Raw genomic sequence first — 11,855 nt, 5'->3', positions numbered from 1 at the left:
CCGCCCGTACGAATATGACGATACCTCAGCTGCCGTCGGAGGTATCCGGAACGACCGTCGGTGGGCGACCGGCAGCGGCGCGAGCGGCATCGGAGGTGTACCTCCCGGGTCGCCCGAACCACCCCTGCGGGGCCGTTCCGCACGCCCTTTCCGGCCACCGCGCCCCCCGTACCGGACAGTGGCGGGTCCGGGCGGCGCGCCGTGCGGGCGAACGGATCCGGCCGGCCGCCGGGTCGGCCGCCGCCGGTTTGCCATCCCTTGGAGAAGCCGTCGCGACATGACGACGGTCCGCCGGTTCACCCAGGATTCCTCCAGGGACGAGCCGACGGACCGTCATGGCGTGTGCTCGGCGACCCACCCGCACGGGGTGGCTCCGACAGCGGGCGTCAGAAGCCGAGCTTGCGCAGCTGCTTCGGGTCGCGCTGCCAGTCCTTGGCGACCTTGACGTGCAGGTCGAGGTAGACCGGGGTGCCCAGGAGCGCCTCGATGTGCTTGCGGGCGGTGGTGCCGACGTGCTTCAGGCGGGCACCCTTGGCGCCGATCACGATCGCCTTCTGGCTCTGCCGCTCGATGTAGACGTTGGCGTGGATGTCCAGCAGCGGGCGGTCGGCGGGACGGCCCTCGCGCGGGATCATCTCCTCGACCACCACGGCCAGCGAGTGCGGCAGCTCGTCCCGGACACCCTCCAGGGCGGCCTCGCGGATCAGCTCGGCGACCATGATCTGCTCGGGCTCGTCGGTGAGGTCGCCGTCCGGGTAGAGCGGCGGGCCGGCCGGCAGCAGCTTGGTGAGCAGCTCGCCCACCAGCTCCACCTGCTGGTCGCCGACGGCGGAGACCGGGATGATCTCGGCCCACTCGATGCCCAGCTCGATGCCGAGCTGGTGGATCGCGATCAGCTGCTCGGCCAGCTTCTTGGAGTCGACCAGGTCGGTCTTGGTGACGATGGCCACCTTGGGGGTCTTCTTGACCTCGGCGAGCTCCTTGGCGATGAACTTGTCACCGGGGCCGAGCTTCTGGTCGGCGGGCAGGCAGAAGCCGATCACGTCGACCTCGGCCCAGGTCGAGCGGACGAGGTCGTTGAGCCGCTCGCCGAGCAGCGTGCGGGGCTTGTGCAGGCCGGGCGTGTCCACCAGGACCAGCTGCGAGTCCGGGCGGTGCACGATGCCGCGCACGGTGTGCCGGGTGGTCTGCGGGCGGTCGGAGGTGATCGCGACCTTCGTCCCGACCAGCGCGTTGGTCAGGGTCGACTTGCCCGCGTTGGGACGGCCGACGAAGCACGCGAACCCGGAGCGGTACGGGGATGAAGGGGCACTCATGCCGACCATTCTCCCTGATCACCACGGTCCGCACGGACCAGGCCGCGTCAACCGGCCTTCTTGCCGCCCGAGGACGAGGTCAGCGCCCCGATCAGGACGAGCAGCAGCAGCACCAGCGAGCCGATCAGCCAGTACGGCGAACCGGTCTCCCGCCAGCGGCCGAGCCCCATCAGGGTCAGCAGCAGACCGGCGAAGAACGCCAGTACCCCCATGGTCCCCTCCCCGAACAGCCCATGGTCAGACTATCGGTCCGTCCGGCTCGGGTGCCCCGGCCGGGGCACCCGGTCCGGACGGCTCAGCGCGCCTCGGCCCGCACCCGCAGCGTGCCGTCCGGGCCGGCCAGCAGGACCGGGGTCCCGGCGCCGCCCAGGTCCCGGACGGCCGCCAGGTCGGCCTCGGCCGGCTGCTCGGCCCCGCTCACCACGGCGGCCGCCTCCAGGCCCTTGGCGCCGCTGGCCACGGCCATCGCGACGGCGGTCTGCAGGGCGCTCAGCCGCAGCGACTCCAGCGCCACGGTGCCGGCCACGTACGTGCGGCCGGTCTCGTCGCGCACCGCCGCCCCCTCCGGCACGCCGTTGCGGGCGCGGGCGGAGCGGGCCAGCGTGATGATCTTCTTGTCCTCTGGGTCCAGCTCGGTCAGCTCACTCATGAGGCCTGAGCATAGGCGGCGGGCCGCCGCCGGGCCCCGGGCGTCCACGGACACGTCCGAGGGCCGGGCGGCGGCCCGGGTGTCCGGGGTCAGCGGCCGGTCGGGCGGGGATCGCCGGGCCGCAGGAGCTTGACGAAGGTCTGCGGCCCGTTGGGCAGCGCGTCCGCCTTCCCGTGGCGCTTCTGCCAGTAGGGGTTGTCGTGCGGCAGGTGGCTGCTGACCCTGCCGTACATCCCGAAGGTGACGACCACCAGGCCGAAGACGAAGCTGAAGATCACATTGGGGATCCGGAAGGCCAGCCGGTTGGCACTGCTGTCCAGCACCATCAGACCGACGAAGCCGGCGAGCACGAACAGCGTGCCCATGATCATGTTCACGTTCGAGGCGACGTTGCCGCCGATCACGGCGCCGGCGATCAGGATCACGCCGGCCACCACCGAGAGCACGCTGAGCGTGCCGTTGCTCGACAGCCCGATGACCTCCTTGCCCTGGGTGTCGAGGAAGCTCGGGTGGTCGAGCAGCCCGAGGATGCCGAAGACCAGCAGGAACACCCCGCCGAGCCCTCCGCCGATCCGGTAGACGGTGGCGAGCTTGTGGTCGACCGGCAGTTCGTCTTGCAGTTTCACGGGGACCTCCAGTCGGCGCCGAGGAACGGCACCTCGTGCAGATACAGGGAGCCGCACTGCTGGCAGCCCCGCAGTCCGGTCCCCCAGTCCGATTCCGGCCTGGTCTCGGCGCCCTCGGCGATCGGGGCGCCGCACATGGCCGCGGCCTCTTCTCCGGTCCGTACGACGTGCCACTTGACGACAGCACCGGACGGACCCTCCGGGCCGTACTCCGCACGCAACAGATGTGCCATGACTTCATCGTCGGGACGGCCCGACGGGCTGGTCAAACGGGCCGTACCTTCGTACCAGGACGAAACGGCCCGCAGGGTCGCACCCTGCGGGCCGTGCTGTCCAGGTCGGACTACTCCGCCTCGTCGGCCTCGTCCTCCTCGAGCCGGCGGACCGGGGTCGCCACCACGGTGCCGATCCGGTTGCGGCGGCCCGCCGAGCTCTCGGCGGTCAGCCGGATCGCGGTCAGGTCGGTCGCGGACTCGTCCGGGACCGGGATCTCGCAGGAGGAGCCGGGGATCGGCACCCGCCCCAGGCGCTTGCCCAGCAGGCCGCCGACGGTCTCCACGTCCTCGTCCGCCAGCTCGATCCCGAACAGCTCACCCAGGTCCTCGACCAGCAGCCGGGCGGTGATCCGGTACGAGCCGTCACCGAGGTCCTCGACCGGCGCGATCTCCCGGTCGTACTCGTCGGTGATCTCGCCGACGATCTCCTCCAGGATGTCCTCGATGGTGACCAGGCCGGCGGTGCCGCCGTACTCGTCGATCACGATCGCCACGTGCGAGCGCATCTGCTGCATCTCGCGCAGCAGGTCGGCCGCGGGCTTGGAGTCCGGGACGAAGACCGCCGGGCGCAGCACCGAGCCGACCAGCTCGGCCTCCGAGTCCCGGTTGATGTGGGTGCGCCTGACCAGGTCCTTGAGGTAGACGATGCCCACCACGTCGTCCTCGTTCTCGCCGACCACCGGGATCCGGGAGAAGCCGGAGCGCAGCGCCAGGGTCAGCGCCTGCCGGACGGTCTTGTGCCGCTCGATCATCACCAGGTCGGTCCGCGGCACCATCACCTCGCGGACGATGGTGTCGCCCAGCTCGAAGACCGAGTGCACCATCCGGCGCTCCTCGTCCTCGATCAGGTCGTCCTGCTCGGCCAGGTCGACCAGGGCGCGCAGCTCGGCCTCGGAGGCGAACGGGCCCTCCCGGTAGCCCTTGCCCGGGGTCAGCGCGTTGCCGAGCAGGATCAGCAGCTTGGAGACCGGGCCGAGGATCCGGGCCAGCGGCAGCAGCACGAAGGAGGCCGCCGTGGCCGTGGTCAACGGGTGCTGGCGGCCGATCGTGCGGGGCGAGACGCCGACCGCGACGAAGGACACCAGCACCATCACGCCGAAGGCCAGCAGCACGGCCTGCCAGGTGCGCTCCAGCGAGCGCACGCAGACCACCGTGACCAGGACCGCCGCCGCCATCTCGGCGGCCACCCGGATCAGGGTGGCCAGGTTCAGGTAGCGGATGGTGTCGGAGGTCAGCACCAGCAGCCGGTCGGAGCCGCGCCGACCGGCCCGGTGGGCCTCCTCGGCGCGGAACCGGGAGATCCGCGAGATCCCCGCCTCGGCGCAGGCGGCCAGCCAGCCGAGCACCACCAGCAGCAGAGCTCCGATCAGGAAGCTCGTACTCTCACCGCTCACAGACGGCCGGCCCTCAGTGGACGGTCGGCGCCGGGGAGAGCCCCGACAGTCCGCGCCCGGCCCGCCAGCCGTCCAGGATCCGCTTCTGGAGCGCGAACATCTCGCGCTCCTCCTCGGGCTCCTCGTGGTCGTAGCCGAGGACGTGCAGCACCCCGTGGACGGTGAGCAGCTGGAGCTCCTCGTCCATCGAGTGCTTGGTCGGGGCGGCCAGGCCCTGCTGCTGGGCCACCTCGGGGCAGAGCACGATGTCGCCGAGCAGGCCTTCCGGCAGGTCCTCGCCCTCCTTGCCGGGCCGCAGCTCGTCCATCGGGAAGGACATCACGTCGGTGGGGCCCGGCAGGTCCATCCACTGCATGTGCAGCTCGGCCATGGCCTCGCTGTCGTAGAGGATCACGGAGAGCTCGGACTGCGGGTGGATCCGCATCTTGTCGAGGGCGTAGCGGGCGACGTCGAGGATGGCTTCCTCGTCTGCGTCCCACCCGGACTCGTTGGCGATGTCGATCGACATGGAGGGTTCGGTACTCAGCTTTCGGCGCGATGGGACTGCCGGGGCGCACGCGCGCCCCGACGCTGGACGGGTTTGGTGCGGGCGCCACCGGCCTCGTCGGCCTCCTGCAGGGCGTCCCAGCGCTCGTAGGCGTCCACGATCCGCCCGACCAGCTTGTGCCGGACCACGTCGGTGCTGGTCAGCACCGAGAAGTGGATGTCCGGCACGTCGGTGAGGATCTCCTGGACGACCTTGAGGCCGCTGCGGGTGCCGCCGGGGAGGTCGATCTGGCTGGTGTCACCGGTGACCACCACCCGGGAGTTGAAGCCCAGGCGGGTGAGGAACATCTTCATCTGCTCGGGCGAGGTGTTCTGGGCCTCGTCCAGGATGATGAAGGCGTCGTTGAGGGTGCGGCCGCGCATGTACGCGAGCGGGGCGACCTCGATGGTGCCGGCCGCCATCAGGCGCGGGATGGAGTCCGGGTCCATCATGTCGTGCAGCGCGTCGTAGAGCGGGCGCAGGTAGGGGTCGATCTTCTCGTACAGGGTGCCGGGCAGGAAGCCCAGCCGCTCCCCCGCCTCGACCGCCGGCCTGGTCAGGATGATCCGGTTGACCTCCTTGGCCTGCAGGGCCTGGACGGCCTTGGCCATCGCCAGGTAGGTCTTGCCGGTGCCCGCGGGGCCGAGGCCGAAGACGATGGTGTGCTTGTCGATCGCCTCGACGTAGCGCTGCTGGTTGAGCGTCTTGGGGCGGATGGTGCGGCCCCGGTTGGAGAGGATGTTCGCCGTGAAGACCTCGGACGGAGCCGGGTGGGCCGGGTCCTCGGCGGCCTTCCGGAGCATGGCGATGGAGCGCTCCACGGCGTCCTCCGTCAGGGGTTGGCCGGTGCGCAGCACCAGCATCATCTCGGTGAAGAGCTGCTCGACCAGCTTGATCTCGGCCTGGTCGCCGGTCGCGGTGACCTCGTTGCCGCGGACGTGGATGTCGGCGTCGGGGAAGCCGCTCTCGATCACCCGCAGGAGCGAGTCGGCCGCCCCCAGCAGGGTGACCATCGGGTGCTTCTCCGGAATGACGATCCGGGTGCTGGCCGCGTCGGGGCGCTGATGACCGTTGGTTCGGGTCTGCGGTGTGTCACTCATGGGTCGGCGCTGAGGCCTGCTCATCCCATCTGTCGTGTCGTGTTGCCGCGCGGGCTCTCCGGGTCACCAGGGTACGCCGCGCCGATGTTCGCTGCGGCGGTGCGGCACCCCGGGCGGCGCATTCGATGCTGGACCCGGCGGGCGCCGGAGGCGAATGGTTTTCCGTCATCCGCGCGGCGGGACGGGCACCCGGGCCAGGTCCTCGGCCACCACCAGCTCGCCGTCGAAGTACCGGCGGGCCTCGGCGAGATGGCCGTCGAGGTCCGGGTAGCGCTGGGAGAAGTGGGTCAGCACCAGGGTCCGCACCCCCGCCTCGGCGGCCACCCGGGCGGCCTGGGCGGCGGTCAGGTGGCCGTGCTCCTCGGCCAGCCGGGCGTCGGCGTCCAGGAAGGTCGCCTCGATCACCAGCAGGTCGGCACCCTCCGCGAGTTCCGTCACCCCCGGGCAGAGCCGGGTGTCCATCACGAAGGCGAAGCGCTGGCCCGCACGGGCCTCGCTGACCTCGTCCAGGGTGACCGTGCGGCCGTCCTCCAGCCGGACGGCGCCCTCCTGCTGGAGCCGGCCCACCAGCGGGCCGCGCAGGCCGAGGGCGGCCAGGCGCTCGGGCACGATCCGGCGGCCGTCGGGCTCGGTCAGCCGGTACCCGAAGGAGTCGACCGGGTGCGAGAGCCGGACCGCGGACAGCTCGAAGGGGGCGCCGGGGGCCGGCAGCGGGCCGGGCTCCGCGATCGGGCGCGGACGCAGCCGGGCGCTCTCGTGGTACGCGGTGGCGTACCGCAGCCGGTCGAAGAACGCCTGGCCGGTGGCCGGGTAGTAGGCGTCCACCGGGTGCGGCACCCGGTCCAGGTTGATCCGCTGGATCACCCCGGCCAGGCCCAGCGAGTGGTCGCCGTGGAAGTGGGTGACGGCGATCCTGGTGATCCCGGTGGCCGAGACGCCGGCCAGCAGCATCTGCCGCTGGGTGCCCTCGCCCGGGTCGAACAGCAGGCCCTCGCCGTCCCAGCGCAGCAGGTAGCCGTTGTGGTTGCGGTGCCGGGTGGGCACCTGGCTGGCGGTGCCGAGGACGACGAGTTCGCGCTGTGACACCGGATCAGACCAGGCCCTCGCGGAGCGGCTCGCCGCCGAGCAGGTGGACGTGGGCGTGGAAGACGGTCTGCCCGGCGCCGGCGCCGGTGTTGAAGATCAGCCGGTAGTCGGTGATGCCCTCGGCGGCGGCGACCTCGCCGGCCTCGGTCAGCAGCTCGGCGGCGACGGCCGGCTCCGCGGCGGCCAGCGCGGCGGCGTTCGGGTGGTGCACCCGCGGGATGACCAGGACGTGGGTGGGCGCCTGCGGGTGGATGTCGCGGAAGGCGATGGTGTCCTCGGTCCTGCGGACCACGGTGGCCGGGATCTCGCCCGCCACGATCTTGCAGAACAGGCAGTCGGGCTGGGGCTCGCCGGCCATCTCGGTCTCCTCGCGCTGATCGGTCGTCACCGGGCGGTGACGGTGTCGGCCGCAGCCTAGCCGAGCGGGTGGGCCCGGTACGGCCCGCCGGTGGCGCCCGGGGCCGCCCGCGGTGTTTGAAAGGTCCTCAGGGGGCAGGCGACCGGCGGCGCCGCCCCGTCCGGCGGCACCGGCCGTCGAGGCCCCGCGCCGCTCTCGGGGCCTCGACGCGCGCCCGGCCCGCTTGTTCGAGGAGGAAGCCGCATGCCGATCTGGACCGTCGTTCGACCGCTGCTGGTGATCGCCGCGGTGGTGGCCGCCGTCTTCGCCGTCGACCGGCTGCTGGTGCTGGCCGTCGGCCGGCTGGCCGCGGGGCGCCCCGGGGCCCGACGGTGGGAGATGCTGCGGCACTGCCGGATACCCGCCCTGGTGACGGCGCTGACCGCGCTGCTGCTGGCCGGCGAACCCGGGATGGGCCTGCCGGCCGGGATCCGGCCGCCGCTGCGGCACGGCCTGCTGCTGGCCCTGCTGGTCAGCGCCGGCTGGCTGACCGCGCGGACGGTCTCGCTGTCCATCGAGTCGGCGCTGACCCGGTACGCCTCCGGGCGGCGGCGCGATCCCGGGCGGGTGCGCCGGGCCAGGACCCAGGCCGAGCTGGTCGGCCGGATCTGCGACGTCGGGATCGCGGTGCTCACGCTGGCCGCGGCACTGATGACCTTCCCCGCGGTCCGCGCGGTCGGCGCCAGCCTGCTGGCCTCGGCGGGCCTGCTCGGCCTGGTGGTGGGCGTGGCCGCGCAGTCCTCGCTGGCCAACCTGTTCGCCGGGATCCAGCTGGCCTTCGGCGACATGGTGCGGATCGGCGACGTGGTGGTGGTGGCCGGCGAGTGGGGCACGGTCGAGGAGATCACCCTGACCGCCGTGGTGATCGCCACCTGGGACCAGCGGCGGATCGTGATGCCGGTCTCCTACTTCGCCGGGAAGCCCTTCGAGAACTGGTCCCGCCGGGATCCGGGCATCACCGGCACCGTGCTGCTGCACCTCGACCACCGCACGCCCGTGGACGAGCTGCGCGCGGAGTTCGAGAAGCTGCTGGCGGGCGACGAGCGGTGGGACGGGATCGGCCGGGCGCTCCAGGTGGTCGACACCACTCCCAGCACCATCGTGGTCCGGGCGCTGATGACGGCCCCCGACGCCGAGCGCGCCTTCGAGCTGCGCTGCGCGGTCCGGGAGCACCTGGTGGCCTTCCTGCGCGACCGGCACCCCGCCGCGCTGCCGAGGGTCACGGTCGCCTCCGCCGCGGCGCCTCAGCCGCGCCCGGGCGCGCACGCGTACGCGCACGCGCCCTCGCCCTCGCAGGAGCAGGAGCAGGAGCACGCGCAGGAGCCCGGCGGCGAGGCCGGCACCGGCGGTACGGGCTGAACCGGCCCGGCGGCCCGCGCGGCCCGGGCCCGGGCCAGCTCGGCGTCGAACCCCAGCCCCAGCAGTACGGCCAGGTTGGTCAGCCAGAGCCAGACCAGGAAGACCACGATCCCGGCCAGGGCGCCGTACATCCGGTGGTAGCCGCCGACGTACGCGGCGTACAGCGCGAAGCCGCCCGAGGCGGCCAGCCAGAGCGCCACCGCCAGCACGCTGCCCGGGGAGATCCAGCGGAAGCCGCGGGAGCGGACGGCGGGGGCCGCCCAGTAGAGCACCGTCACCATCAGGGTGACCAGCAGCACCAGACCGGGCCACTTGGCGACCGCCCACAGCCGCAGGCCCCAGTCCCCGACCCCGAGCGCCCGGCCGGCCTGCTCGGCGATCGGGCCGGTGCACACCACGATCACCGCGCCGGCCGCCAGCAGCAGCACCAGGAGGGCGGTCAACGCCAGCCGCACCGGGGTGAGCCGCCAGAGCGGCCGGGCCTCCCGGATGCCGTGCACGGCGTTGGCCGAGCGGATGAACGCGCCGACGTAGCCGGAGGCCGACCAGAGCGCGCCGAGCGCCCCCAGGATCGCGAACAGCCCGCCGGCGCCGGTGCTCCCGCGCACCTGGCCGACGTTCTCCCGGAGCACCTCGCCGGCCGGGCCGGGGGCGAGCGAGCGCAGGGCCGCCAGCACCTGTCCGGTGGCCGCCTGGCCGGCCAGCCCGAGCAGCCCGGTGAGCAGCAGCAGGCCGGGGAAGAGCGCCAGCACGCCGTAGTAGGTCAGCGCGGCCGCGCGGTCGAACAGCTCGTCGCCGAGCAGTGCCCGCGCCGTGCGGCGCAGCGCGGCCCACCGGACGCGGGCGGGGAGTCGGGCGGACGAGCGGGGGTGGGCCGGCACGGGGGCTCCTTCGTCGGCCTGGTCGGCCCGGTCGTCCTGGTAGGGCTGGTGGGGCTGGTCGTCCGGGTCGTCCAGGTCGTCCTGGTAGGCGTTCAGCCGGCGTCCTCGACGTGCTGCTTGAAGTCCCGCAGGCAGCGGTGCACCTGGTGGGCGACGAAGCCGAGCCGGTCACCGATCAGGTCCACCACACCGTGCGGGGTGTGGTCGAGCTGCAGCATCACCCTGGTGCGGTCCGTGCCCAGCGCGTGGAAGGTGACCACGCCGGACTGCTCGGCGCCGCCGCCCACCGCGCGCCAGGCGATCCGCTCGCCCGGGGTGCGCCCGGTGATCTCGGCCTCGCACTCCCGCTCGGCGCCGCTCATGAAGTCGGGGAAGGCGGTCCATTCGGACCACCCCCGATAGGCCGAACCGACCGGCACCGACACCTCGACGGACTCCTCGATCTGGGACATCGTTCCTCCTTCGTCCACTGGCTGGATCGGCGCTCGTATGCCCGCGCCGACGGCCCCCACGCACGCACCCGGACGAATCGTCCACGATGCACCAACTCGGCTTGAAGTCGCCCCAGTTGACTGACACGCTGCCGCTCCGGACCGGCTTGTCCCGGCCCGCTCGGGGTACGCGCGAAGCACCGCACCGGGCGGCCGCAGCGAGGGGAGCAGGACGATGGCTAGAGGGACGAGCGCACCGACCGGACCGGCCGGACCGGTGGCGACGGCGGACCGGGCTCCACGCCCGCCCTTCCTGCGGCGCACCGGCTGGGCGCCCGGCCTGGTCCGGGCGGCGGTGCTGCTGGTGGCCCTGGCCGCCACGGTGGCCTTCGCCGTCGCCCTGGCCCGAGTCACCCTGGTGCCCTCGCCCGCCTCCCGCGATCTGGTGCACGCCAACCTGCGGCCGGGCGCCTCGCTCCGGGCCTACCTGGACCAGCCCGCCGTCCGGTCGGCGGCCCAGCAGGTGGGCGGCAACCTGCTGCTGGGCATGCCGTTCGGCCTGCTGCTCCCGGTGCTCTTCCGGCGGGTCCGGGGCCCGGTCGCCGTCACCGCCCTGACCGCGCTGGTGATGGTGATGGTGGAGACCGCCCAGGCCGCGCTGGTCACCGGCCGGGCCTTCGACGTGGACGACGTCATCCTCAACACCACCGGCGCACTGCTGATCTGCCTTCTGGTCGGCCGCAGCCTCGGGCGCGCCCTGCACCCCGACCGCGACTGAACCCGACTCCCCACCGGTTCCCCGTCTCACGAGAGAAGAAGACAGCGATGGCACTCCTCAGACGCGGCCGCACCACTGCGGCCGAACCCGACACCGCCGACACCGCCGACACCGCCGATGCGGCCGACGCGGCCGGCGCGGCCGGCGCCGTGCAGCCCGACAGCGCCGGAAAGTCCACCGGGGCTCGCCCGGCCCGACGCCCCGCCGGCCGGCGCACCCCCTGGTACATCGGCCTGCCGGTGACCCTGGCCGCGATCCTCGCGGTCTTCCTCGCCGGAGCGCACCTGGGCCTGTTCCCCTCGATACCGAACCCGTTCGAGCGCCGCACGGTGGACCGCAGCCAGCCGGTACTGCTGCGCTCGATCCAGGACATGAAGCGGTTCACCGGCGCCCAGGGCAACTTCCAGGTCATCGTCGACCTCGACCACGAGGCCGCCTTCCTCCCCTCGGCCGTGCTCGGCAACCGGACCCTGTACGTCGCGGCCGGCACGGTGGACGCGTACGTCGACCTCAGCACCCTCGACAAGGGCGCGGTGACCGTCTCCGCCGACCGCACCACCGCCGCCGTGGTGATCCCGCACGCCCAGCTGGCACCGGCCGCGCTGGACGTCCGGCGCTCCTACGTCTACCTCCAGCAGCGCGGGTTCTTCGACCGGATCGGCGACTTCTTCAGCGACAACCCCGGCAATCAGAAGCAGGTCGAGCTGCTGGCCACCCAGAAGATAGAGCAGGCCGCGAAGGACACCGAGCTCACCCAGCGCTCCGAGCAGAGCACCCGCTCGATGCTGGAGGGGCTGCTGCGCTCGGGCGGGTTCACCACCGTGACGGTGACCACGGCCGGCTGACCCGGAGCCGGCGCGCGCGAGGCCGGTACGGTTCGGGGCGAACCGTACCGGCCTCGCGCCCGGTCTGCGGTCGATCGGTGGCCGGTCAGCAGTCGGCCAGCAGGGCCTCGCGCAGTTCGCCGAGGACGCGCTTGAGCACCCGGGAGATGTGCATCTGGGAGTAGCCGAGGAGCTGGCCGATCTCGGCCTGGG

At 72.9% G+C, this 11,855-nt stretch carries 16 protein-coding genes; 3 read left to right on the top strand and 13 right to left on the bottom strand.

From position 1 onward, the window contains the following. Positions 1-386: 386 nt before the first annotated feature. The 10 genes from era to AB0K43_RS25590 all read right to left on the bottom strand — a co-directional run bounded on the left by era (position 387) and on the right by AB0K43_RS25590 (position 7,330). A complete protein-coding gene (gene era / locus AB0K43_RS25635) occupies positions 387-1,316 on the bottom strand; it encodes a GTPase Era (protein ID WP_363643638.1) in 930 nt (309 codons plus the stop codon). A 47-nt stretch (positions 1,317-1,363) separates the two neighbouring features. Next, the gene (locus tag AB0K43_RS25630) at positions 1,364-1,528 is read right to left on the bottom strand and encodes a hypothetical protein (RefSeq protein WP_350641023.1); all 165 of its coding nucleotides are present in this window, start codon (positions 1,526-1,528) and stop codon (positions 1,364-1,366) included. A gap of 83 nt (positions 1,529-1,611) precedes the next feature. After that, positions 1,612-1,965, bottom strand: a complete 354-nt coding sequence (locus tag AB0K43_RS25625; protein WP_363643636.1) for a cytidine deaminase — start codon at positions 1,963-1,965, stop codon at positions 1,612-1,614. 89 nt (positions 1,966-2,054) lie between these two features. Next, positions 2,055-2,591 carry a DUF4383 domain-containing protein gene (locus tag AB0K43_RS25620; protein WP_363643634.1) on the bottom strand — a complete coding sequence of 179 codons (537 nt, stop codon included), beginning with the start codon at positions 2,589-2,591 and terminating at the stop codon, positions 2,055-2,057. Continuing rightward, positions 2,588-2,824, bottom strand: coding sequence for a hypothetical protein (locus AB0K43_RS25615; protein WP_363643632.1), 237 nt, complete (start codon positions 2,822-2,824; stop codon positions 2,588-2,590). Before AB0K43_RS25615 ends, AB0K43_RS25620 begins: the two co-directional genes overlap by 4 nt. 110 nt (positions 2,825-2,934) lie before the next feature. Further along, a complete protein-coding gene (locus AB0K43_RS25610; protein WP_363643630.1) occupies positions 2,935-4,260 on the bottom strand; it encodes a hemolysin family protein in 1,326 nt (441 codons plus the stop codon). Positions 4,261-4,273: 13 nt separating this feature from the next. Then, entirely contained in the window at positions 4,274-4,768 is a 495-nt protein-coding gene (gene ybeY / locus AB0K43_RS25605; RefSeq protein ID WP_363643628.1) for an rRNA maturation RNase YbeY, read from the bottom strand. A gap of 14 nt (positions 4,769-4,782) precedes the next feature. Beyond that, positions 4,783-5,886 (bottom strand): PhoH family protein, encoded by a 1,104-nt coding sequence (locus AB0K43_RS25600; protein ID WP_363643626.1) that lies wholly within the window; start codon positions 5,884-5,886, stop codon positions 4,783-4,785. Between the two features lie 165 nt (positions 5,887-6,051). Continuing rightward, the gene (locus AB0K43_RS25595; protein WP_363643624.1) at positions 6,052-6,972 is read right to left on the bottom strand and encodes a ribonuclease Z; all 921 of its coding nucleotides are present in this window, start codon (positions 6,970-6,972) and stop codon (positions 6,052-6,054) included. Positions 6,973-6,976: 4 nt separating this feature from the next. Then, positions 6,977-7,330 carry an HIT domain-containing protein gene (locus AB0K43_RS25590; RefSeq protein WP_363643720.1) on the bottom strand — a complete coding sequence of 118 codons (354 nt, stop codon included), beginning with the start codon at positions 7,328-7,330 and terminating at the stop codon, positions 6,977-6,979. A gap of 243 nt (positions 7,331-7,573) precedes the next feature. Between AB0K43_RS25590 and AB0K43_RS25585 the strand changes: the two genes are divergently transcribed. Further along, on the top strand, positions 7,574-8,728 hold the full coding sequence (locus AB0K43_RS25585) for a mechanosensitive ion channel domain-containing protein (protein WP_363643622.1): 1,155 nt from the start codon (positions 7,574-7,576) through the stop codon (positions 8,726-8,728). Here AB0K43_RS25585 and AB0K43_RS25580 read toward each other — a convergent pair. Further along, positions 8,614-9,609 carry a YihY/virulence factor BrkB family protein gene (locus AB0K43_RS25580; RefSeq protein WP_363643620.1) on the bottom strand — a complete coding sequence of 332 codons (996 nt, stop codon included), beginning with the start codon at positions 9,607-9,609 and terminating at the stop codon, positions 8,614-8,616. The genes AB0K43_RS25585 and AB0K43_RS25580 overlap by 115 nt on opposite strands. A gap of 92 nt (positions 9,610-9,701) precedes the next feature. Beyond that, entirely contained in the window at positions 9,702-10,061 is a 360-nt protein-coding gene (locus AB0K43_RS25575) for a cyclase (protein ID WP_363643618.1), read from the bottom strand. Positions 10,062-10,275: 214 nt separating this feature from the next. Here AB0K43_RS25575 and AB0K43_RS25570 point away from each other — a divergent pair, with 214 nt between their 5' ends. Together AB0K43_RS25570 and AB0K43_RS25565 are read left to right on the top strand one after the other, a co-directional pair. Then, positions 10,276-10,818 (top strand): VanZ family protein, encoded by a 543-nt coding sequence (locus tag AB0K43_RS25570; RefSeq protein ID WP_363643616.1) that lies wholly within the window; start codon positions 10,276-10,278, stop codon positions 10,816-10,818. 47 nt (positions 10,819-10,865) lie between these two features. After that, positions 10,866-11,663 (top strand): DUF4230 domain-containing protein, encoded by a 798-nt coding sequence (locus AB0K43_RS25565; protein ID WP_363643614.1) that lies wholly within the window; start codon positions 10,866-10,868, stop codon positions 11,661-11,663. Between the two features lie 85 nt (positions 11,664-11,748). Here the strand turns inward: AB0K43_RS25565 and AB0K43_RS25560 are convergent. Beyond that, the coding region (locus tag AB0K43_RS25560) for a sigma factor-like helix-turn-helix DNA-binding protein (RefSeq protein ID WP_363643718.1) at positions 11,749-11,855 on the bottom strand (107 nt) is incomplete at its 5' end.

This window comes from Kitasatospora sp. NPDC049258, assembly GCF_040678895.1.
Classification (GTDB): domain Bacteria; phylum Actinomycetota; class Actinomycetes; order Streptomycetales; family Streptomycetaceae; genus Kitasatospora.
The sequence above is the reverse complement of the archived record's forward strand: the minus strand, read 5'-3'. Positions and strand labels throughout refer to the sequence as shown.